The organism is Verrucomicrobiia bacterium, assembly GCA_035629175.1.
Classification (GTDB): Bacteria; Verrucomicrobiota; Verrucomicrobiia; order Limisphaerales; family DASXHY01; genus DASXHY01.
This window is the reverse complement of the sequence record DASPIL010000066.1, coordinates 38,694-60,657: the sequence shown is the minus strand read 5'-3', so window position 1 is coordinate 60,657 and position 21,964 is coordinate 38,694. Positions and strand designations below refer to the sequence as shown.

17 protein-coding genes are annotated in these 21,964 nt (G+C 58.4%); 3 read left to right on the top strand and 14 right to left on the bottom strand.

Features of this window, described 5'->3' with window-relative positions:
- The first annotated feature begins 189 nt into the window (after positions 1-189).
- On the top strand, positions 190-780 hold the full coding sequence (locus tag VEH04_10835) for a hypothetical protein (protein HYG23267.1): 591 nt from the start codon (positions 190-192) through the stop codon (positions 778-780).
- Positions 781-806: 26 nt separating this feature from the next.
- Here VEH04_10835 and smc read toward each other — a convergent pair whose 3' ends face one another.
- Positions 807-4,592, bottom strand: a complete 3,786-nt coding sequence (gene smc, locus VEH04_10830) for a chromosome segregation protein SMC (protein ID HYG23266.1) — start codon at positions 4,590-4,592, stop codon at positions 807-809.
- 207 nt (positions 4,593-4,799) lie between these two features.
- Positions 4,800-5,213 carry an EVE domain-containing protein gene (locus VEH04_10825; protein HYG23265.1) on the bottom strand — a complete coding sequence of 138 codons (414 nt, stop codon included), beginning with the start codon at positions 5,211-5,213 and terminating at the stop codon, positions 4,800-4,802.
- Between the two features lie 40 nt (positions 5,214-5,253).
- On the opposite strand from VEH04_10825, the gene VEH04_10820 reads away from it, so the two are divergent.
- Positions 5,254-5,946 carry a YggS family pyridoxal phosphate-dependent enzyme gene (locus tag VEH04_10820; GenBank protein HYG23264.1) on the top strand — a complete coding sequence of 231 codons (693 nt, stop codon included), beginning with the start codon at positions 5,254-5,256 and terminating at the stop codon, positions 5,944-5,946.
- A gap of 20 nt (positions 5,947-5,966) precedes the next feature.
- Here VEH04_10820 and VEH04_10815 read toward each other — a convergent pair whose 3' ends face one another.
- The 8 genes from VEH04_10815 to VEH04_10780 form a co-directional block, all read right to left on the bottom strand.
- Positions 5,967-6,191 (bottom strand): hypothetical protein, encoded by a 225-nt coding sequence (locus VEH04_10815; GenBank protein ID HYG23263.1) that lies wholly within the window; start codon positions 6,189-6,191, stop codon positions 5,967-5,969.
- 58 nt (positions 6,192-6,249) lie between these two features.
- Positions 6,250-7,530: a SpoIIE family protein phosphatase gene (locus tag VEH04_10810; protein HYG23262.1), complete on the bottom strand. Its 1,281-nt coding sequence runs from the start codon at positions 7,528-7,530 to the stop codon at positions 6,250-6,252.
- 227 nt (positions 7,531-7,757) lie between these two features.
- Positions 7,758-9,848, bottom strand: coding sequence for an ATP-binding protein (locus VEH04_10805; GenBank protein HYG23261.1), 2,091 nt, complete (start codon positions 9,846-9,848; stop codon positions 7,758-7,760).
- Between the two features lie 93 nt (positions 9,849-9,941).
- Positions 9,942-11,222, bottom strand: coding sequence for a hypothetical protein (locus VEH04_10800; protein ID HYG23260.1), 1,281 nt, complete (start codon positions 11,220-11,222; stop codon positions 9,942-9,944).
- A gap of 51 nt (positions 11,223-11,273) precedes the next feature.
- A complete protein-coding gene (locus VEH04_10795) occupies positions 11,274-15,695 on the bottom strand; it encodes an SdrD B-like domain-containing protein (protein ID HYG23259.1) in 4,422 nt (1,473 codons plus the stop codon).
- 106 nt (positions 15,696-15,801) lie between these two features.
- The gene (locus VEH04_10790; GenBank protein ID HYG23258.1) at positions 15,802-15,972 is read right to left on the bottom strand and encodes a VPDSG-CTERM sorting domain-containing protein; all 171 of its coding nucleotides are present in this window, start codon (positions 15,970-15,972) and stop codon (positions 15,802-15,804) included.
- A gap of 475 nt (positions 15,973-16,447) precedes the next feature.
- Complete coding sequence (locus tag VEH04_10785; protein HYG23257.1) at positions 16,448-16,933, bottom strand: response regulator; 486 nt, start codon at positions 16,931-16,933, stop codon at positions 16,448-16,450.
- Positions 16,934-17,039: 106 nt separating this feature from the next.
- Positions 17,040-17,891 (bottom strand): MqnA/MqnD/SBP family protein, encoded by an 852-nt coding sequence (locus VEH04_10780; protein ID HYG23256.1) that lies wholly within the window; start codon positions 17,889-17,891, stop codon positions 17,040-17,042.
- Between the two features lie 368 nt (positions 17,892-18,259).
- Between VEH04_10780 and VEH04_10775 the strand changes: the two genes are divergently transcribed.
- Positions 18,260-18,874: a hypothetical protein gene (locus tag VEH04_10775; protein HYG23255.1), complete on the top strand. Its 615-nt coding sequence runs from the start codon at positions 18,260-18,262 to the stop codon at positions 18,872-18,874.
- On the opposite strand, the gene lipA is transcribed toward VEH04_10775, so the two are convergent.
- From lipA to gcvT, 4 genes are all read right to left on the bottom strand, one after another.
- The gene (gene lipA, locus VEH04_10770) at positions 18,871-19,779 is read right to left on the bottom strand and encodes a lipoyl synthase (protein HYG23254.1); all 909 of its coding nucleotides are present in this window, start codon (positions 19,777-19,779) and stop codon (positions 18,871-18,873) included. The genes VEH04_10775 and lipA overlap by 4 nt on opposite strands.
- A complete protein-coding gene (locus tag VEH04_10765) occupies positions 19,766-20,029 on the bottom strand; it encodes a glutaredoxin domain-containing protein (GenBank protein ID HYG23253.1) in 264 nt (87 codons plus the stop codon). Before VEH04_10765 ends, lipA begins: the two co-directional genes overlap by 14 nt.
- A gap of 52 nt (positions 20,030-20,081) precedes the next feature.
- Positions 20,082-20,465, bottom strand: a complete 384-nt coding sequence (gcvH, locus tag VEH04_10760) for a glycine cleavage system protein GcvH (protein ID HYG23252.1) — start codon at positions 20,463-20,465, stop codon at positions 20,082-20,084.
- Between the two features lie 223 nt (positions 20,466-20,688).
- Complete coding sequence (gene gcvT / locus VEH04_10755) at positions 20,689-21,840, bottom strand: glycine cleavage system aminomethyltransferase GcvT (GenBank protein HYG23251.1); 1,152 nt, start codon at positions 21,838-21,840, stop codon at positions 20,689-20,691.
- Positions 21,841-21,964: the final 124 nt, after the last annotated feature.

The window sequence follows — 21,964 nt, the reverse complement described above, 5'->3', positions numbered from 1 at the left end:
AAGACCCCATAGCTGAAATGCTAGGAGAAATCTGGTGTGGCACTCAAAAATTTCTGAGGGTGGACTGTAAAAACCGGTGCTTCCCTCGATAAAGCGACGCGGCCTCGCTGTTCGTGCATCGAACATTTCTTTTTCCCGGTCCGCTAAACAGCCCATTGAGCCCCTGGCACCGGCGACCGAACATCCTGCATGACCCTTCGACTCTCGCTGTTCTGCCTTCTTGCTGCACTGTTCCTGATCGCCGGCTGCACGCGGTCCCCGGATGAAACATCCATTCGCGCGGGGGGAGAGTCCTCGCATCTCGATTGCATTCTCCTGCTCCACCAATTGCTCAGCGAGGAACAGCATTTGAGCAAACTGCTGCTGATCAAGAAAGAATCGGACGCCTTGGAGGAGCTTGTAAAAAGCATTTCGAAAACAGCGGCAGAGCACGTTCCGACGCTGGAAAACATGGTGGTACAAATGGGAAAACAATCCGGCGCGCTGGTGCTGCCGCCCGGGGAAACCGCGACGCGGAAGGCGATTGCAAAAACCAAGCAGGACGCGCTGCTGGCTGCATCCGGAGTCGAGTTCGAATTTGAAGTCCTGTTGACGCAGGTTGAAGCCCTGAACTACGGAACACACCTCGCGTTGGTGGCTTCCAATCATGCACCGAATCCGGAGCGCGCCGCGCAATTGCTTCGGATGCGGACAGACTTGCTGGACCTTCATCGCGATGTCACGCGCCACCTGCGCGCGACGGCGAAACGTTTGGCTGATGGGCCGGATCGACGCGAATAGAGCAGGCCGTTTGCGCAGGCGGTTGCTCAGGCGGGCACTGTTTGCTCAACTGGCGGCGCCATGGGCGCGGACGCCGGCGGAGGCACCAGCGGCTTTCCTTCGCCTGCGGGTTCCGGGGTCAGATCCTTCACCTGCGATTTGTGAAACTTCACGCTCACGATCTTGCTCACGCCATGTTCCTCCATCGTCACCCCGTACAACACATCGCACATGCCGATCGTCCGCTTGTTATGCGTGATGATGATGAACTGCGACTCCGTGATGAAGCGCTGCAACACGCGGATGAAGCGGTTGATGTTGGACTCGTCGAGCGGTGCGTCCAACTCATCCAGCACACAGAATGGACTTGGCTTGACCTGGTAGATTGAGAACAGCAGCGACACTGCTGTCATCGTCTGCTCGCCGCCGGAAAGCAGCGAGATCGTTTGCAGCTGTTTGCCCGGCGGCTTCGCCACAATATCAATGCCGCTTTCCAGCACGTCGTTCTCATCGACCAGGATCAAATCAGCTTTGCCGCCGCCAAAGACCTCCGTGAACATGGCGCGGAAGTTGTCGCGAATCTGTTCGAACGTCTGCTTGAACATCTCACGCGTCTGGGTGTTGATGCGGTTGATGACTTCAAGCAACTGCGCCTTGGCTTGGACCAGGTCTTCATGCTGCTTCGTCAGGAACTCATAACGCTGCTCTGTTTCCTCGTATTCCTCAATGGCCACAAGGTTGACAGGCCCCATCTCGTCGAGCCGCTTCTGCAGCCCTTCCACTTCCTGCGCAACCGCAGTCCAATCTGTCGCTGCACCGGCGGCGGCCATCTCCTCGGGCGATAGCGTCTCGACGCGCGGCTGGCCTTCATCGGCAATGGTGATGGTGATGCATTCGCTGCGGACGTTGTCCAGGTTGACGTGATACTTCTGCTGAATCCGTTCCCGCAGGTTCTGCACACCCATGTTTTTCTGCGCAAGCTCGACTTCGATCGTGCCGCGCTGCTGCTGAATGTCGCTGAGCCTTCGCCGCTGGTCGCGGAGGTCCTCCTCACGGGTTGAGACATCAGCATCCTGCGCCTGTTTCTGCGTCAGCAATTCCGCAACCTGCGCGTTGACCTGCTCGCGGTCGTGCTGAAGGCGGTTGATATGCGAGCGCGAAGTCTCGATTTCCTGTTCCGCCTGTTCGCGGCGGCCGAGGAACGATGCGCATTCGGAGCGCCGCAATTCAACAATCTGGCCGAGTTCGCGAATGCGGTTCTCGAGCGTGTTCTTCTGCTGGCGAAACGACGCGAACAACTGCTCCTCGCCTGCCAGGCCCACTTTGCTTTCGTTCAACTCCGCCGTGGCGGAATCGCGTCCCTGGCGCAACTCCTCGAGCAGGGTTGTCAGTGAACTTACTTGTTCCTGGCTGGAACGCTCGCGCGCTTCACACTCGCCGGCCCGCGTCGCGAGTGCTGAACGCTTCTCCATGCCCTCGCGTTCACCGTCCGCCAGGCTTTGCACTTCATAAACAACCGTATCAATTTTCTGGTGCAGCAGCCGGCGGGAATTTTCAAGCGCCGTGAATTCCCCCTGCCTTGTCGCTATGGCGACCTCCTGCTGGCGCAATTCCGTTTGCGCCTGTTGAAGGCTCGCCTGCAGTTCAGTTTGCTCCCCTTGCAGCGCGCCCTTCCTGCGGCTCACGTCTGCAACCTGCTCCTGCAATTCCGCGAGGGCAATCTGCAGTTCTGCGATCTGGTTTTTGCGTCCAAGGATGCTCGAAGGCGCCTTGCCGTTGCCCGCGCCGTTCAGGTAGCCGCCCGTGTAGATGCCGTGGCGGTTCAATAGATCGCCCGAAAGCGTGACGAAATCGCAGCCCGCGTGCCCGTTCTGCAACTGCTTCGTCGCGGACGAAAGGTCGGGCGCGATAAACGTGCGCTCAAGCAGGCTGTTGATCAGCTTTTCCACCTGAGGCTCCGCCTTCACGACCTGCAACGCGTGCACGACTTCGCCCTTGGTCAGCCGGGTTTCGAGCGCATCCGCGTCGCTCCCCGGCGCCATGTCCCCTGCAAACGCAAGTTGCGCTTCGGGCACCTGCACCGAAAGGGCAGCCACGCTCGCGCGTCCTGCTTTGCTGGTCGTGAGATCCGCCAGAATCTGCTGGGCGGATTCCGGCTGCTCGGTCAGCACGATCTGAAGGTGGTGTCCCAACGCATTTTCAATGGCGGTAACAAACTGGTCGGGAACCCGAATGCGTTCCGCCAGCGATCCAATGACGGATTGCGAGCGTCGCAAAGCCGCCAACGCACCCGCGCTGAATCCCTCGTGCGATCCTTCAAGTTGTTCGAGAACATTGAGGCGCGAACGTTTGTCGGCCTGCGCGTGCAGCAGTTTCTCCTGTTCCTGCGCGGCGCGATTCAGTTCCTCCTGGATTTCCCGCAAGCGCTGCTGGCGTTCCTCGACGGTGCCGCGGGTCGTCTGCACGTTTAACTTCTCGGCTTCGACGTTCAGCGCGAACTCCTCGAGCCTCACCTCCAGCCGATTCCGCTCTTCTTCGAGCTGGATCTTTTCCGCGGAAAGTTTTTCGAGCCGCACCGTATTACCCTGCTTCTGCAGGTCCAGCGCGGTGATTTCGTTGCGAACGCGGGTCAAATCCTGCGCTGCGCTGAATGCAGCCGACTGCGCGCGCCGCAATTCCTCCTGCCGCTCCCGCAGTTCGTTTTCCACCTGCCGCAATGTTTCCTGCCGCGTCTCCAGCGCTTCGCGATGCTGCGCCATGGCCGCTTCACTCACTGCTAGCCGTTCGGTGATCGAGGTCAGCTCATCCGCAGCTCCCTGGCGCCGCTCTTCAGCCTGCGCAATTTCAGCCAGCGCGCGGGAGTTTTGCGACTCCAACTCGCGCAAGCGTTCCTCGTTAAAATGAATCCGGCTCTCATGACGATCGGCTTCGCCTTTCAGCTCCAAACCGCGCTGTTGCATCGCCGCGATCTCGTGCTCCAATTCGGAGAGGCGCGCGCGCAACTGAAGAATCTCGTCCTCGCAACGCAGCACATTCGCGGAGCCTTCCTCGATTTCCCCGCGCAGCCGCTCGGCCGCGTCCTGGCGCTCCGAAATCTCAGTTTGCAGTTGGTCAAACTGATGCCGCGCGAGCTGGGTATCGAGATGCTGGAGCTTCTGCGCCAGTTCCTTGTATCGGCGTGCCTTGCCCGCCTGGCGCTGGAGCGATCCGATCTGGCGCTTCACTTCCTTGATCAGGTCGGCGACACGCAACAGGTTCTGTTCGGTGTATTCGAGCTTCCGCAGCGATTCCTTCTTTTGCGCCTTGAACTTCGTGATGCCCGCGGCTTCCTCGAAAATTAAACGGCGGTCTTCCGGCTTGCTGGAAAGAATCTGCGTGATGTGCCCCTGCGCCAGAATGCTGTAGCTGGTCTTGCCCATGCCCGTGCCCATGAAAAGCTGCTGGATGTCCTTAAGCCTGCAGGGGATTTTGTTGATGAAATACTCGCTTCCGCCATCGCGAAAAATCCGGCGGGTGACGGTCACCTCGCTATAGGACACCTCCACCCCGGCCGCGCGGAGATGTTCCTCGTCGACATCCCCCAGGGTGATCGACACCTCAGCCATGCTGAGCGGTTTTCGGCCGTCGGTTCCGTTAAAGATAACGTCCGCCATCTCGCCACCACGCAACGCCTTGGCCGACTGTTCTCCCAGTACCCAACGTATAGCGTCTGACACATTGGACTTACCACACCCATTGGGGCCTACTATTCCTGTCACTCCCGGTTCGAAATTGAGGGAAGTCTTGTCCGCGAAGGACTTGAATCCTAAAACGGTTAAGTTTTTGAGATACATTGGCGCCTACACTTTCAAAGCTGCCCAGAGCAGTAAAGTGAAAAACCACTACATATGGGCAAAAGTTATTCCCAAAGCACAACTAATTGGTGAGGAACCGAGATTTGATTGTGTGCTTCTACCGGACCCTAACATTCCCAATCAAAACGACTACATCAGCGTTTTTACTCCTGTTTTACCGTTCTGCAAGGGGAAATCGTTGGTCTTTTAGGCCTTCGTGCCGCCGAGTTCCAGAATGCGCGCAAATTGCGCTTCATTCATCGGGGTGACCGAGAGTCGCGACTGCTTGACCAATGGAAGCGTCTGCAATGCCTTGTCGCCCTTGATTGTGTCCAGCGTCACGGGTTTCTTCAGTGGTTTGACGGGTTTGAGATCCACGCAGGACCAATCTCCCTCATCCGCAGTGGGATCGGCATACGCTTCCCTATCGACGCGGGCGATGCCCATTACCTGCTTTTCAGAAACGCTGTGATAAAAGCAAACGAGGTCGCCGCGTTTCATCGCGCGCAGGTTGTTTCGCGCCTGGAAATTCCGAACCCCCGTCCAGGCAGTCCTCCCGTCTCCCACAAAGTCTTCCCACGAATACGATTCGGGTTCCTGTTTCACGAGCCAGTAGTTCATAGGCATTTACGATCCGCAATGGTCGATCTACGATTGCCTCGTGAGTTTGGACAAGAACCTTGAATCGATTCAACAACGCATTCGCGAAGCGTGCGAACGCAGCGCCCGGGAACCCTCGGGCGTCCTGCTGCTCGCCGTTTCAAAGGGACAGCCTCCTGAAGCGGTAAACGAAGCCGCCAGGCTCGGAATAAGGTTCATCGGCGAAAACAAGGTGCAGGAAGCCCGCTCGAAAATCCCCCTCTGCACGGCGTCGGTCCGATGGCACATGATCGGCCACCTGCAAACGAATAAGGTACGCGAGGCGGTGCAACTGTTTGAGATGATTCAAAGCGTCGACAGCCTCCCTCTTGCGGAGGAAATCAACAAGCGCTGCGACCAGGCCGCACGCAGGATGCCGATTCTCCTGGAAATAAATCTGGCGGGCGAGGCGAGCAAGTTTGGCTACCGTTCAGAACAGCTGCTCGCCGACCTGGCTTCGATCAATGCCCTGCCGCGACTGGAAATTCATGGGCTGATGACGATTCCGCCTTACACGACAGACGCGCAGCGATTGCGGCCGATCTTTCGGCAACTGCGGGAACTCAAACAGCGTTGCGAAGACGTTCTCGGCGCGCCCCTCCCGCACTTGAGCATGGGAATGTCCGGGGATTTTGAACTGGCGATCGAGGAAGGCGCGACGATTGTACGGATCGGAACCGCGTTGTTCGGTGAACGCAAGAGAACTGCGGCCTGAACAATTCACCCGCCCAACGTTCAACGGCAATTCACCACCAGGCGGCGGTCGCCGCTGTCGCCTTCAAACCGCACCACCAACTCCACCTGGCGCAATCCCTTTGCCATGCAAGTGTGGATGGCATTGACGGGATTCGGAAAATTCCATGCAGCCTCAGCCTCTTTTGTCCACCCCCCGGCGGCTTTAAGGAACTTTTGCGATCGCGCATTTCGCACGAGCAAACGGGTGAGAGCAGGCTGCTGCATGTGTTGAACATAACCGCAGTTTGCCCCGCCGGCATTAGGGTCAAACCCGGCTCCCGGCCTAAGTTCCATGCGTCATCAGGGCGCGCACCTCAACGCCCGCGAGGCAGACATCATCTTCAAAAGTGCTCGTGCCCGAAAACCGCTGCGCCTCCCGCAACAGGTCGTCAAAAATCTTTTCAGTCGGCGAATCCAATCCAGATTGCACCATTTCCAGCAACCGTTGTTGGCCCCACTCTTCGCCGGCTTCGTTGTTCACTTCGTAAATGCCGTCCGTGAACAGGATCAGCCGATCACGTCCGCTCAATTCAATCCTGCACGTCGGGTAAACCGATCGCTCAAACAATCCCAACGCAGGCCCATGTCGCGCATCGAAATGTTTCAACGGCTCCACAAGCCGGCGGTTCCAACTCAGGAAAAACGGGCTCGGATGTCCAGCATTGGCAAAGCGCATTTCGGCTGCCCCAACGTCCAGCACGCCGTAAAAAGCCGTGGCAAGAAACGGCTCCCGCGTCTGCCGCAGAATCGCACGCAGACTGCGGTTGATCTCCGTGAGAAACCGGCCCGCGTCTCCCGCCGTCAGCATCAACTCCTCGATCAGGCCCCGCATGATTGCCGTGATCAGCGCCGCCCGCATCCCATGGCCCATGACATCGCAGATCAACACGCCGCATGTGGAATCGTTGATCGCGAAGAAATCAAAGAAATCCCCGCCGACGGCTTCGGCCGACAAGTATCGATGCGAAAAACCAAGGGCGCTCCGCTCAGGGGTTTCCCACTGCGGAAACGTAGGATACTGGTTCGGCAGGAAGATCTGCTGGATCTCACGCGCCATGCTGAAGTCCGCCTCAAGTTGGGCGTTCTTTTTGCGAAGTTCATCTGCGTAGCGATGCAATTGCTCGGACATGGCCTTCCGTTCGATTGCGTAACGAATGGAACGCGCGAGGAGCCGGCCATCCACCTCACCTTTCACGAGAAAATCCTGCGCGCCTTCATGCACCGCTTTGACGGCGATGGTCGTGTCGCTCAACCCGCTCAGAACGATGATGGGAATCCGCGGCGCTGCGGCATGGAGTTGAGTGAATGTCTCAAGGCCGTGACTGTCGGGAAGCGACAGGTCGGACAACACGACGTCAATGCCTCCCTGCTGAAGCCGCTCTATGCCGCGACTGACGCGGTCGACTCGCTCGAGGCGAAATGAGCCGCCCTCGGCTTCGCTGAGCATTGCCTCAATGAGACGGGCGTCGGCAGGATTGTCCTCGACCAGCAGAGCGCGAATCTGCGGGGCGAAAGCTTTCAGGTTCTGCTCGGATGGCATCCGGGTTGTTTCAAGCGAGTGCATCGCATGTTGAAGTCGGGTATTGGGCGAAGTCTATAAGCTCGGCTGCGGCGGCGGACATGGGCAGGATACCTTCCTTCCAGGCGCGCGGAATTCCTGCCGCTCCAGCGCGCGTGGAGTGAGGCGCGCCGACAATTCCAACACTCTCGCATTCGTCACGTTCAAGCAACTTGAAGGCTGCGCTCCGGCGTGCGCTCCAGCACTTAAGGGACATGCGCGGCGGCCCGCCCTTACGTTCGCGCGGGAATTGTGAACCAAAAAGTGGTTCCCTGCCCCGGCTCGGACTCCACCCAGATCCTTCCTCCATGCCGCTCGATGATTTTCTTGCAAATCGCCAGCCCAATTCCCGTGCCGGGATATTCCTGCCGCGTATGCAGTCGCTGGAAGATCACAAAGACGCGCTCGAAATTTCGGGCATCAATCCCGATTCCGTTGTCGGCCACTTTGAATAGCCATTCACCCTCTCGCGGTTCAGCTGAAATCGTAATGTGCGGTGGCCGCGGACCTCGAAACTTGATGGCGTTGCTGATCAGGTTCTGGAAGACCTGGGTCAATTGAATGGCGTCGCCCAACACCGTGGGCAACGTTTCGTGTTCAATGGCGGCCGCCGTTTCATCGATGATTACCTTCAGGTTTAACAGCACTCCCGCCAGAACCTGGTTGCAGTCTGTCGGTTGAAACTCCCGCGCCTTGCTATCCACGCGGGCATAAGCCAGCAGATCGTGAATCAGCTTCTGCATGCGTTCGGCGCCGTCGACTGCATACCCGATGAACTCCATCGCCTCTGCGTCCAGGCGGGCCCGGTGGCGGGAAACAAGAAGTTGCAGGTAGCTGACGATCATGCGCAACGGTTCTGACAAATCGTGCGACGCGACGTAAGCAAACTGCTGCAGTTCCGTGTTCGAACGCGCAAGGTCGGCGCTGGTCCGTTTCAACTGATCCTCGGCCTGCTTGCGATCGGCAAACTGCCCAATCTGATAGCCGATCGCAGTGAGCGTCTGCAGCAATGCGTCGTCGGGCTGCTGCGAACGGGCGCTGAAGAACTCAAACACGCCGCACACGCTTCCATTGAATCGGATGGGAAAAACGATGGCGCTGCGCAATCCTGCTTCAGTGACAGCAATCGCGCGGGAGAACTGCTGCGAACTGCTGTTGATGTCCGCGAGCCATATCGCTTCACGCTTTTCCCATGAGCGCCCTGGAAGCCCGGTTCCCTGCGACAACGCCAGCCTGCAGGTGATTTCCGCGAAATGATCAAATTCGAGTGAGCGGGTGTAAACGTGTTCGCAACGGATCAACTTCCCGTTATCATCAACGCGCCACACCTCCCCCACGTCCCAGCCCATGCAATCGCAGATGGATCGCACGATCGATTGCATCGCGGCACTCACATCGGTTGCTTCGGCCAGGATGCGTGTGACTCCATATTGCACGGCGAGCCGGCGTTCGGCCCGGGTCCGTTCCTGCTCAGCGGCGAACAACATCCGCGAGTTCCACCAGATCAGCAGCGCAAACAGCACGATGTTTGCGACGACAAAAAGCGATGTGCCGAATTCCGATTCAAGAACGCCATGCCGCGCTCCTGTGAAACGGATTGCGCCGAGGATCAGCGGAATCAACAACGCCGCTGGCAGGAGACGCCGCGCGGTTGCCCCCGCAGTGGTATCGCTAGTGATCAGCCGCATGAAGCCGGAATCTGGCCGCGCTGCAAGTCCGCCCGCGCTGATTAATCCCAGACTCACTGCTGATGCGAGGGGCATGGGGATTGTTGAACCGATGCTGTAGAGTGGCAGGACCCGGAATGCGTAACCGACGAGTGCCAGAAGACTGAGGAACAGGCTCGCCAGGAGGCATGCCCGCGCCGGGCCGTATCCTGCGGAGGTTCGATAATCCATCAATCCAAGGCCCAACCCGCAGAGAACAAAACCCAGGGCGCTGGCGGTCGCGATCTCATGCGTAGGGAAACCCGCATTGATCCCGTTGAGCATCTGGTACAAGGCGGCCGCGGCGGTGCTTTGCCATCCGAAGCATTCACCGAACTTGATGGCGCCACCGACGATCAGAATGGCTGAGGCGATCCCCGAAAACCAATCGCGTCCTTCCTTCCGAAGGCGCGCCGTCCGACGCAACAGTGTCATGCCGCCGAGCATGAACAACAGGGCAGAGAGGGGGTTCATGGGGCTCCCGCTTGCGGTCCAGCTCGCAAGACCGGGAAGGTTCGCGACCCAGCCGCAGAGCACGACCGTCCCAATGCACACCAGCGCGATGCCGCTGAATTGCGCAAAGCGCAGCAGCCATCCCTGCGAACGTGTCCACGGCATTAGTTCCTCCGAAATCTCGAGGTAACCGTAAGTCGATCCGGGGAAAATGCGACGGGGAACTTGCCTACTCAGGCAGGAGGCGGATTCCAGCTTTTACGCCGAGGCAGGTGCAGGGGGCTGAAGCAGGCGTTGGCGGGCTTCTGGAGTAATGGGCGCCTTTTCAAGGAACTCGCGCGCAGCCGCTGGATTGATGGTCAGCCACACCTCGCCAAGATTCTCAATTTCCTGCTGGCGCAATTTGACGTCGCTGATGCTGCGCGTCCAATCAGCCGCGATTTTTGGATCCTGAGGCAGAATCTTCTCGATGAGCGCGCAAATGCCGGCGTCGCGAACAGCGCCTTCTCCCAAACCATTCAGCCATTGCCCCACGCGCTGCATGTCCGCATCCGCCCAGATCTTCACCAGGTTCTGCACGCCCGTTTGCTGCAGCTCTCCAACGGAAAAGCTGGCCACCCATTGTGCGACCGTTTCGGGCTCGCGCTGCGCCCAAACCTGGATCAGCGACATCACCGCGTCCTCCTGGTTTCTGCCCTGCGGCAGCAGCTCCAGCGCGAGTTTCGCGGCTTCAGCGGGAGTGGCATTGCCCATCGCAGTGATTACGCTCACGAGCAATCGCTCGCGCAGTTCCACATCTTCAATCTGTTTGGTCCAGGCCAGCGCGCCTGCCGAATCTGCCGCCGCCCACATGCTCGCCACATGCGCAAGCAGGTCATCGCGCGTTGCCCCGGGTGGCATCGCCACCGCCAGCTGCATTGCGTCCATGGGCGAGGTCGTTGCGACCTCGTACGCGATATGGGCCTGCGCTTCGTTCCTCAGGTCGCCTTCGGGAAGCGCACCCGCCCAGGCATTTGCCTCTTCAAAATTTTGGCCGCTCCAGATTCCCGCGATGCGGCTCATGGCATCGGTTTGCCGCGCGTCCTGCGGCTGGTTCTTAACCCATTCTGCGGCCGCCTTCGGATCCAGTTCGGCCCACCGCTGCAGCAATCGTTTGCGCAGCTCATCCCCATGTGTAGAAATGTGTTCCTTGTTCCAAAGGAAGGCCATGACTTCAGGAATATCCTCAACAGCAACTTCAGCAGCGGCCTTCGCCAGACGAGCTTCGCGCTCCAGTGCGTCGGCCGTGGATTGCACGCCTTCAATGGCGGTCAGGACATCCCGCAACAATTGCGTCTGCGGAAGATTTGCGGCGGTCGGCTCGGACCCGTCAGCTGGGATCACAGGCACCGCGGCTTCGACTTTCTCTATTTGCTTTTCGTTTTCCAATGCAACCACCGAAGGTTCGATCGGGGCTGTGGCCGGGGTGGATCGCCATGCCAGATAGCAGCCGATGACAAGAACCCCGAGGCAAATTCCGATGATTGCGCGTTGCTTCATTGCAAAGCGCCCCCGGCTCGAAAGCCGGGGGCGTTGTTCATTCGTTGGTGGTTAAGGCGAGACCGTCACGTTATCAAACGTGGCCGTGCACGCTGTGCCGTCCTTATGGCTGGTGACCGCCAGGCCGATGTAGACGGTGCTCGACATGTAGATCGTCTTGGATCCGATGTGGGTCCAGGAAGATCCATTCGCTGAGCGATAGGCAGTGAATGTGTTTCCACTGCGAATCAGCTTCACCCAGTAAGGCGCCGATAGGCCGGTGGTGTTCACGTTTTCGCTGCTGCCGCCAGTGTTGTCGCGGTATTGGGCCGCAACACCATTCCCAGGCGTCACGAACAGTGAGGCGTGCTCCGATCCGGACGTGAGGTTGTCACGGATCATGATGCCGGCCTTCGCCCATGGGTCGGTGTTTCCAACGCTGGCCACCCGGGCCACGATGGTGCAGTTGCCGCTGGCGACCTGGTAGGCGAAGCGGAATTCATCCGAACCGTTCCAGATGTCTTCTCCGGAACCGATGAGCGTGAACTTGCGCGTGCCGGAGGCGTAGCTGGCGTTGCCTGACAAGCCGACATTACCGATGTCGCGGGTCTGCCACGGGCTCGGCAATCCGGCGCTCGGCACCGCGCATGCCTCATCCGAGTTCGGGCTTTCGACGCCGTTCACCATGCAGGAGATCACATAGTAATACAGCTTCCCGTTGTCGCAGGTCGTGTCCGTATAGCTGGTCGAGGTATAACCGCTCTTGATGACGGTGTAAGGTCCACCCGACGTCAGGGAGCGCTTGATCTTGAAGCTCGTGCACCCAGAGATGCCGCTGAAGTTCAGCTTCACGTAGCAGTTGCCGGATTGCACCACTGGGCAGTTCGGCTTCGGCAGCGACGCAACATTGCTGATGGATACTGTCCAGCTGGACTGATGCTTCACCGCGTAACCGGTCGGCGGGTGGCCGATGGCAGTCGCTGTGTTGCACAACAGTTTTGGATCGGTGGATTTCACCGTGTAGGTCTTGGTGATGACGAATCCTTCGCCCGGAACAACAGGGCTCTGCTGCCAGATCGTTCCGCCCAGCATCGGATCATAGATGCTCATGCCGCCGTAGAGGCAGGTGTTGCCCGTGTTGGTCACGGCGAACTTGAACGTGATGGTTTCGCCCACCTTGGCGGTGGCCGGACCAGTCTTGACCAGGTAAACCGAAGCATCTGTTCCCGTGTAACCGAACTTGATGCCGCTCTTCGCCTCGCACGCACCGAGCGTAACCGTGGTCTTGTCGTTCTTGTATGAATCGGGGTCGTAGGTCTGGCAGTAGTCGCCAGGGACGACTTCAACCGTGTAGGATCCGGCGCTGAGGCCGCTGAAGCAGAACTCGCCATCGGGCTCACTCATTGTGGAACCCACGATCGTTCCAGCCGAATTGCGCAACTTGACGGTCATGCCTTCCAGGCCTTCTTCGCCGTAGAGCGATCCGTCGGCATTGCAGTCGCGAAGGATCTTGCCGCAGATGCTTCCCGAGCATGGAGGAGGAGGCGGTTCGCAGGTGCTCTGGCAAATCTCGAGCATCGAGATCTTGAATTGATCATCGCACCAGCTCGTGCCCGGCAGTGCTGCCACGACGAACGCATTCCCGACGACGTCGTCGTTGTTGAACAGGGCCGTGCGGGCCGAGGAGCTGCCCGTCAGGTTTGTCTCAACATGCGAGAAACTTCCCAGAAGGGCATCGCTCAGCGTCATGTGGTTGGCGTAAGGATTGGCGAAGTTGCCGACCCAGAGCATGAAGTCACTGTCATCAACCACGTAGCCGAGGGTCGCCTTCTTGACAGCGACGGGCTCCGAGAATTCGAACAGGACAAAGTTGTCGCGGCCAATGTTATCAACCGTGTGCGAGTTGCCGGAACCTGTGCCTTCACTGGTGTCGGTCACGCCAAGCCCGCCGCTATACGCTCCGAGGAACGCCGTTGCCCATGCGCCGGTCGATTTCACGCGGCTGAATGCGCTAACGCGGACTGAGAGGCCGTTGACCGTGTAGGTGCGGACGTTTCCGCAGGTTCCGTAGGACGACGTGCTGCCGTCGAACTTGAAGACCTTCTTGACGCAGAGTGATCCGCAATCGCTGGTCAGCGTCTGGCTGCATTGCGCAACGTTGCCGCAAGCATCTGTGGCTTTCCAGGTGCGCGTGGATGTGACGACGCATTTGTTCGTTGCTGTCACAGTGCTGATGATCTTGATCGTGACTGTGCCGCAATTATCAGTCGCCGTCGGAGCGTCGAACGACAGGGCTGAGCCGCAGGCAACCGTCTTGTTCGGGCTGCACGTGATCACGGGAGGAGTGTTATCAACAACCGAGACCGTTTGTGTCGCTGTCGCAGTGTTACCGCAGGCGTCGGTCGCGACCCATGTGCGCGTGGCCGTAAAACCGCAGCCCGTGCGATTCGTTTCGGTGCCGAGGATGGTCACAACGGCTTTGCCGCAAGTGTCGGTTGCCGTCGGATTTCCGAAGGCCCAGGACTGGCCGCACTCGACTGTCCGGTCGGCCGGCGCGGTAATCACAGGCTCTGTTGTATCCGTCACGACGATCGTCTGCGTGTTGGTGACGGAGTTGCCGCAGATGTCCGTGGCAATCCAGGTGCGCAGAAGCGTGTAGTTGTTGGTGCAGTCGCCGTTGGTGCGCAACTGGCTGAAGATGACAGCGATCGTGTTCGTGTCACACGCATCCGTCGCGGTCACTTCCGGAACTGCGGGCACATCCGTGCATTCGACCGCTACATCATCCGGGACGCCGTCGAGCACAGGCGCCGTGGTGTCGACCAATGTGATGGTCTGGGTCTTGAACGAAGGATTGCCGCAAGCATCCACTGCCTTCCAGGTGCGCAGCAGGAAGTTCGTGCAGCTCTGGAGCATGTTGGTTTCGCCAACGAATGTGATGACAGGATTGCTGTCGCAGTTGTCGGTCGCGGTGGCGATGCCGACTTCAGGGATGGAATCACACTCAACTTCAACATTGTCGGGGATCGTCAGCACAGGACCCGTGGTGTCACGAACGGTGACTACCTGGGTGAACGAAACAGGGTTTCCGCAGCCGTCCACCGCAGACCAGACACGCGTAAGGGTGCGGCTGCAGGCGTCGCCAGAGGGCGTTTCGGTGAAATGGACCGTGAGATTGGTATCGCAGTTGTCCAGCGCGGTGACTGTCGGAGCCGCAGGGACCGGCATCTCACAGGAATATGTCGCGGTTGCCGGGGGCAGACCGATCAGAACAGGAGCTTCCTTGTCGACCTTCCACGTGAAGACGATTGTCTTCGGACCTGCGGTGTTGCCGCATTCGTCGACAGCAGTCACGGTGAACGTGCGGGTAATGCTACAACCGTTCGGTTCATCAATGTGTGAAACGTTGGTGATCACCTGGCCGCAGAGGTCAGTCGCTGTCACGAGGGATCGAATGAGATCGTCGGTCGGAACGAGGGTCGGATTACATCCCAAAGCGGCACCTTGGGGAACCGTCAGGGTGGGAGGCGTGTTGTCGACGACTGTGATCGTTTGCACGCATGTCTTCGTTGCGCAGGAAATAATCGAAGTCCAGGTGCGCGTGATCGTGTAGCTGTTCGGGCAGTTGCCGGGGGTGATCACATCAACGTACCGATTTGTGATCGGGCAGCAAGGATCGGTGGTGGGTTGGCCGAGGAGTGTCAGGTTCGTGAGCGCGCCGCTTGCGACCTGTTCGCAATTAACTGTGACGTCGGGCGGGCAGCTGATCGGGGGGCAGTACGGGACTTCAAGGAAGATAAGCTGAACTTCAGGCGCGACTGTGTCCCAGTTTACATCGACGTTGTAAATAACAGCGATTTTGTCGCCGCAGGATAGTTGCCAGCTCGGAGCATTCGCAATGGCACTGTCAACCAGGCATTGAACTACGTTAGCCCTATAAGGAGGATACGGCGGACTGGGAACAGTCGTAAGGGGCTGACCCATGAGCGTCCAGATCGCGCGTTGCACTTCCCACATCCGGGGTACAAGACCACCACATGCTTGAAACCGATGGTTTATCAGGTAATTGATGCGTTTCCATGTTGCGGCATCTTTTTGCACGTTCGGGTGACCGGGGAGGTACTGATTGAACGCAACGGAGGGATCGCAACTGGAAAACAAATAGCCGCCGAAGAGGATTCCATTGGGAGGCGGGGCGAGCTCGGTCGCGACATCGAAACACCACGCGGCATAGCGGCCAGCGGGAATCGGTGGCGTTGGAACGCCTGGTCCGCCCGGCTGAATGTCGACGGTAAACCAGCTGAATTCCGGAGCAACTCCTGGAAAATTAGGTTGATTGCCCCAAGCGACCTTTACCAAACCATCCGCCTCGTTATTCGGAATGGCCGGGAGTTCAAGGCAGCAGCCATTCGTCATGGCTTGGGTTGTGGGAACAGTAGCGAAAGGTAAAAGTAGGCCGAGAAAAAGCGCCCGGAGTGACTGGATTGTTTTCATGAGTCCGTAGAGTTCAACTAACCTTCTGAAAAACCGTGATCAAAATTCTGGAGGAGCGAAACCGAGGATTCCCGCTTTCCAGCGGGAATCCTCAGTCGTGCTTTGTTTAGTCGCGCTTAGACACAAAGCGTCGGACTACCATCAAGCCGCCGCAGGCAATTGCGAGGAGGAGCCCGCTTGCTCCCGCATCGGGAACGCTCGGGGGAGGTGCAACAGCGAGGGCACTGGGCACGGTAGCCATGAGTGCGAGCGCAGCGATAACTATGGAGTGTTTCATTTGACTTTTTGTTCTTTGGTTTCGATCAGATAAAAATCCCAAGCGCCCGACACAATTGGGCAGAAGGGGACATTAACGCGTTAGCGGATTCCATACCGGGGTGAACACCCCAGATGATTAGTTGCCGCAGTTGCTTGTGGATCAACACTTTACACCGATTCTTTTCGGTAATGTCGCCTGTGTCGTTCCGGCCTAAGCCGTTGGAATGGAAAGGTTTCCAACGGGTCTTCTGCGTAGAAAACCCGACAACGCCGCTGCCCGAAACGGGCTTGTGCAAGGCGGAATCAAAACGGGTTTTCATGTGCCGCCCACTCCATCACAAAGCAAGCGGCTTCAGCAATTCGCACTAAAACGGATGTCAGTCCCGGGGCGTTGCCGGGTTCACCACCGGGAGTTCCTTGAAGCTCTTGAAACCACGCCGGACACGTGCACTGTTCGCGCGTTGAAGCGGCGCAACGCTCAGCACCTTGAAGATCTACACCGACGTGCCGTCCTTCTCCGCCAGCCAAACACTGCTGATGTTGCGGATCAGGTCCACGAGCGCATCAAATCCCAGAGGCTTTACAAAATACGAATTCGCACCTTCGGCGTAGGCCTTGCGAATATCCTCTTGAAGTTCCGATCCCGACAAGACGATCACTGGAAGCCGATTCAAGTCAGGATGCTTTCGGATCCATTGAAGAATTTCCAAGCCCGTCGCTCTCGGCATCTTCATGTCCAGCAGCACCAGGGATGGCATCGGCCCACGCGCCTGCTGGGCGTCGCTCAAGTAGGCGATCGCCTGCTCGCCGTCCTCGACATTATGCAAACGAAAGTCGACCCGCGCGTTGCGGCTGGCCGCCTGCAGAAGCGCAGTGTCATTGGGGTCATCGTCGACATGCAGGACCGTGATGCCCTCTCGGGGCTTGGTCCCGCCGCTGTCGAAATCAGCCGATGTTGATGTCGCGTCTCGTTCATTCATTCCGCGAAAAAAATAATACCGGGATCAGGTGGTTCTTCCGGTGATGCCGACAACCGTACTCCCATGTCCTTGTGAGTCAAAAGGATTCTCAAAAACTTATTCCCACTCAGTGCACAAACTCCAACTCCTGCCGATGTGGGATGAGCCCCTGCTCGAATCCGCGATGCAGGAAACGGCGGATCGATTCCCGTCCGCGCTTGCCATAGTCCAGGGTCCAATGGTTTACGTACATTCCAACAAACCTGTCGGCAAGATCGCGGCCCATGTCGCGCGCAAACTGGAGCGCGTGTTGCACTGCTTCAGCGCGATGATCCAGGCTGAACTGAATGCTTGCCGTGAGAACTTCGGAAATCGTGCTGCGAACCTCGGGCGCGAAACGCTTGTGTATCACATTCCCGCCGAGCGGCAGCGGCAAGCCATCGTTTTCGCGACCCCACCACACGCCGAGGTCTTCGCAGACAACGAGCCCTTCGTTTTGATACGTCAACTGCCCCTCGTGAATGATCAGGCCCACATCCGCCTTCCCCGATCGGACAGCCTCGAAAATCTGGTCAAACGGCACGACGACAAACTCAAATTCCTTCGCAGGTTTTCCCAGCCAGAGTTGCAGGGCAAGGAACGCGCTCGTCATTGTTCCGGGGACGGCGATCCGGCGCTTCGAAATCTCGGACTTCGTAAACGGCTGCTTCGCGACGAGCATGGGTCCGTAACCGTCACCCATGCTGGCACCGCTCGGCAGCAGCGCGTATTGATCACTCACATATGCATACGCATGAATGCTCACGGCGGAAATGTCCAACTCCCCGCGCGTGGCCCGCTCGTTCAAGGTTTGAATATCCTGGAGTATATGTTCGAAACGGAATCCGCTCGTTGGGATCAAGTCCTTCGCCAGGGCGTAAAACATGAAAGCGTCATCCGGGTCGGGCGAGTGGCCAAGCGTCAACGTCTGATTCTGCATGGGCGCAAAACTTAGACCCGGACGCACCTGAAGCAAGCCGTTTCCAACAAGCGCAGCGCACCTTTCCAAACCTTTCCTGCCATTCACAAAACCCCGCTGCCGACGACAGGGCAGTATCGCCGCGCTTCTAAAGCGGTACTGCGTGAATCGCGCCGGACAGGTAGGGAATCCTGCGACACAGCAGACTCGGAAGTCGGCGCTACAGGTAGCGCGCGTTTCTCCCGATGAGTCGGGACTATCGCTGGCTTCCAAGCGGGCTTCACATGGACAACTCCCACACGTGCAATACTCGCGACAGACCACCGCCCTGGAACTCTCCGCGACCCAGCTATTGAACCTCGCAACTGGGTTGCCTAAGATCACAAATCATGAACCCGGGTCCCCTGCGCGTGCGCCGCGCCACTCTGGATGACCTCCCTGCCCTGCGTCCGCTATGGAACAGCATGCGATTCGACGTGCCAGACATGGAACGCCGCCTGACCGAGTATCAGGTCGCCGTGGACGGCGCAGAAAACGTTGTGGGCGGAATTGGGTTTCAGATCGTTCAACGGCACGCTGTGTTGCGCGGGGAAGCGTTCCCCGATTTCAGCCTCGCAGAGACCGTGCGTCCAATGTTCTGGGAACGCATGCAGTCGCTGGCGTTGAACCACGGGATCGCACGGCTCTGGACGCGTGAAGACGCTCCCTTTTGGAAGCAAAATGGATTTCAGCCTGCGTCGGCTGAAGTCTTGAAGCGCCTGCCAGCCGAAATTGGAAGTTCATCAACCCCCTGGCTGACCCTGTCGCTCAAGGACGAGGACTCAATCGTTTCATTGGAGAAGGAATTGGCGCTCTTCATGCAGGCAGAAAAGCAGCGCACAGCGCGGGCGCTGAACAAGGCGAAGACCGTCAAAACCATCGCAACCGTGATCGCATTGATCTTCGGCCTGCTGGTGCTGGCCGCAATGATCTTCCTGCTGCGCCGAAATGCGGCTGCCGGCTAGCAGCGCGGTTCAGCAGATTGCTCGGCTCCGTGAAACTCGTCCGCATGATACGAACTCCGCACCATCGGGCCGCTCGCGACGTGCACGAATCCCATTTCCCTCGCGATCGCACCCAGCCGTTCAAATTGGGCGGGGCTGACAAATTCAACGACCTGCAGATGTTTCAACGTCGGCTGCAGATATTGGCCAAGCGTGAGGATGTCGCAACCCGCAGCGCGCAAGTCGCGCATCGCTTCGACAACCTCGTCCTCCCGCTCGCCAAGACCAAGCATCATCCCCGACTTCGTGTGCAGGGCATAGTCCGCTCGCGACTTGGCCTTTTGCAACACGCTCAGTGAGCGATCGTAGGTGGCGCGATGCCGGACGGCGGGCGTGAGGCGGCGCACAGTTTCCAGGTTGTGATTGAATATCTGCGGCCGTGCGTGAAGAACATTCTCAATGCACGCGTCGCTGTCGTTGAAATCAGGCGTGAGCACTTCAATCACGATTCCAGGGCTCAACTGGCGCACTGCCTCGATTGTTCTCCGGAAATGTTCCGCCCCGCCGTCCTTCAAGTCGTCCCGCGCCACGGCCGTGATCACCACGTGCCGCAATCGCATCCGCCGCGCGGCCTCAGCGACCCGCTGCGGTTCATCCGCCTCGAGCGCCAATGGCTTGGCCGTGGAGACCGCACAAAAACCGCAAGCACGGGTGCATCGATCGCCTGCGATCATGAACGTCGCCGTTCCCTTGCTCCAGCATTCCCAATGATTTGGGCACTTGGCGCTTTCGCAAACCGTGTGCAGCTTCAACTCGTCGAGCAGCGAGCGGGTATGGGAAAACGTGTCGGACGTCGGCAGCTTGATGCGCAGCCATTCCGGCAGGCGCGGACGCGGGCGGATTTCCGTCGAACTAGGCGCGGGCATTTTTCTTTTCCAGTTTGTTCCAGAACGCTTCGAGCTGATCCGGCCCAAAGTCGGCGAGCACCTCGCCGTTCACATCGATGACGGGCGCCAGCTCCTGATCGGAAATGCGGATCATTTCGTCGTAGGCAGATTCATCCGCCATGACATCAATGGTTTCGTATTCGATGTCGTGATCGTCGAGCCATCGCATTGCCTTGTGACACCAGCCGCAATACGGCTTGATGAAAAGTCGGATCCTTTTCGCATTCACGGTATAAACTCGCCACGCCCGATAAAAATGCAACGGGTGTTCGCTGGAAAATTCATCCGCCGATCTGCGCCTGGTATTCTGCGGCAGCCATGAGGCCGTCGAGTTCGCCCGTGTTGGAGAGCCGCACCTTGTAGAACCAGCCGCCAGCGTAAGGATCTGTGTTTACAAGCGCGGGATTGTCCGTGACCGATTTGTTGATCTCGGTGATCTCGCCAGTCACGGGAGAATAGATGTCGCTCGCTGTCTTGACCGACTCCACCACGGCGCACGGCTCACCTGCCTTGACCTTGCGGCCAGCTTCAGGCAGCTCGACAAATACCACATCGGTCAGTTCATGCTGGGCGTGGTCGGTGATGCCGACGGTGGCGACATCGCCCGCAATCCGCACCCATTCATGCGATTTCGTATATTTCAAATCGGAAGGAACGTTGCTCATAACAGTTTAAAAGCCGCAGCAGATTACGCCTTGCATCTCGTTTGGAAACTGAATTCTTCAATTCGAACGCCGGGCAGATTTCCAGGCCGGTTTCCAAGGTGCGTGTTTCGCAGATTTTCTTCTGCCCGGCGAGATTCACCCCCAGCCGGCCTGGACGCGCGGCGATGCGGCCCGTCCTTCGTAGCAGCTACTGCGGAGGGCGGGACAGGTTCGGAGACCTGCGCTACGTAGCGGGACTACCCGAAACGCGTTTCGTTAGAATCGGTTTTTTCACCGTGACAGCGGGAAAGCGTTTGCCGCGGATTTCAATTTCAATCGCGGTTCCTGCCTTCGCGAATTGAGCCGGGACGTATCCAAGACCTATCCCGGCGTTGAGGGAAGGACTCTGCGTTCCGCTGACAACTTCGCCGGCCTGCTTGCCATTGATCCAGATCGGATAATGCGGCCGCGGCGGAGCGGATTTGTCCGACATCTTGAAGGCCACGCATTTTTTCGCGACGCCGTTCGCTTTTTGCTCAGCCAACACAGTCCGGCCAACGAAATCTCCCTTGTCGAGCGCTACGAAAAAGGCGAGTCCCGCCTCGATCGGCGTGGTGTTTTCATCGAGCTCATGGCCGTAAAGCGGATAACACACTTCGGTTCGAAGCGTGTCGCGCGCCCCCAAGCCGCACGGCTTGATACCGAACGGCTGGCCATGCAGGAGCAAGGAATCCCAAATCTGCTGGATCGACTCATCGCGACCGACGATTTCAAAACCGTCCTCGCCGGTATAGCCCGTGCGCGAGACCAGCACCGTGGCACCGTGCCAGGGAAAGCCGCCGATCTGGTTTTTCTTCAGGTCGGTTACCCGCCCCACGCGAAGCCCGCACGTGGACGGGCCTTGAATGCATTCGTTGATGAACTCAGCCACGCGTGGCCCCTGAACGGCGATGGCCGCATAATTATGCGATGCGTCCGTCATCTTCACGCTGGCTTGATTCGCGAATGCCTGAAGCCGCTGCTGCAACCATGCGACATCACCGACAGTTCGCGAGGCATTGACGACGAGCAGGAAAACGTTTTCCGACAACTGATAGGCATACAGGTCATCCACAACGCCGCCCCGTTCGTTGCACATCAAGGTGTATTGGCCCTCACCTGGGGAGAGTTTTTTTATGTCGTTGGTGAGGACCGAATTCAGAAACTCCGACGCTGCGTCGCCGCTCACGGTGATCTCGCCCATGTGTGAGATGTCGAAAACCCCTGCCCCGTTTCGCACGGCGAGATGTTCGTCGCTGATGCTAGTGTATTGCACGGGCATTTCCCAGCCTCCGAATTCGATCAGCTTGCCGCCAAGCTTCTGGTGCGACTCAAACAGGGGTGTTCGTTTCAACATGGCGGTTGAAGGTAGGTTTGAAGACGGGAAATGAAAAGCCGGTTTCTCCCACAGCATCCAGGGGTCGGGGGAGAGGGAGCTCTGATTCATCCTACAGCGTGACGTCAATTTCAGGTCTAAACGC

What these genes read in the sequence shown, in the direction of transcription:
- gcvH (HYG23252.1), bottom strand. Translation starts at nt 20,465, where the DNA reads ATGAGCAACGTTCCTTCCGATTTGAAATATACGAAATCGCATGAATGG.
- gcvT (HYG23251.1), bottom strand. Translation starts at nt 21,840, where the DNA reads ATGTTGAAACGAACACCCCTGTTTGAGTCGCACCAGAAGCTTGGCGGC.
- lipA (HYG23254.1), bottom strand. Translation starts at nt 19,779, where the DNA reads ATGCCCGCGCCTAGTTCGACGGAAATCCGCCCGCGTCCGCGCCTGCCG.
- VEH04_10795 (HYG23259.1), bottom strand. Translation starts at nt 15,695, where the DNA reads ATGAAAACAATCCAGTCACTCCGGGCGCTTTTTCTCGGCCTACTTTTA.
- VEH04_10810 (HYG23262.1), bottom strand. Translation starts at nt 7,530, where the DNA reads ATGCACTCGCTTGAAACAACCCGGATGCCATCCGAGCAGAACCTGAAA.
- VEH04_10835 (HYG23267.1), top strand. Translation starts at nt 190, where the DNA reads ATGACCCTTCGACTCTCGCTGTTCTGCCTTCTTGCTGCACTGTTCCTG.
- VEH04_10805 (HYG23261.1), bottom strand. Translation starts at nt 9,848, where the DNA reads ATGCCGTGGACACGTTCGCAGGGATGGCTGCTGCGCTTTGCGCAATTC.
- VEH04_10785 (HYG23257.1), bottom strand. Translation starts at nt 16,933, where the DNA reads ATGAATGAACGAGACGCGACATCAACATCGGCTGATTTCGACAGCGGC.
- VEH04_10825 (HYG23265.1), bottom strand. Translation starts at nt 5,213, where the DNA reads ATGAACTACTGGCTCGTGAAACAGGAACCCGAATCGTATTCGTGGGAA.
- VEH04_10790 (HYG23258.1), bottom strand. Translation starts at nt 15,972, where the DNA reads ATGAAACACTCCATAGTTATCGCTGCGCTCGCACTCATGGCTACCGTG.
- smc (HYG23266.1), bottom strand. Translation starts at nt 4,592, where the DNA reads ATGTATCTCAAAAACTTAACCGTTTTAGGATTCAAGTCCTTCGCGGAC.
- VEH04_10780 (HYG23256.1), bottom strand. Translation starts at nt 17,891, where the DNA reads ATGCAGAATCAGACGTTGACGCTTGGCCACTCGCCCGACCCGGATGAC.
- VEH04_10800 (HYG23260.1), bottom strand. Translation starts at nt 11,222, where the DNA reads ATGAAGCAACGCGCAATCATCGGAATTTGCCTCGGGGTTCTTGTCATC.
- VEH04_10775 (HYG23255.1), top strand. Translation starts at nt 18,260, where the DNA reads ATGAACCCGGGTCCCCTGCGCGTGCGCCGCGCCACTCTGGATGACCTC.
- VEH04_10815 (HYG23263.1), bottom strand. Translation starts at nt 6,191, where the DNA reads ATGCAGCAGCCTGCTCTCACCCGTTTGCTCGTGCGAAATGCGCGATCG.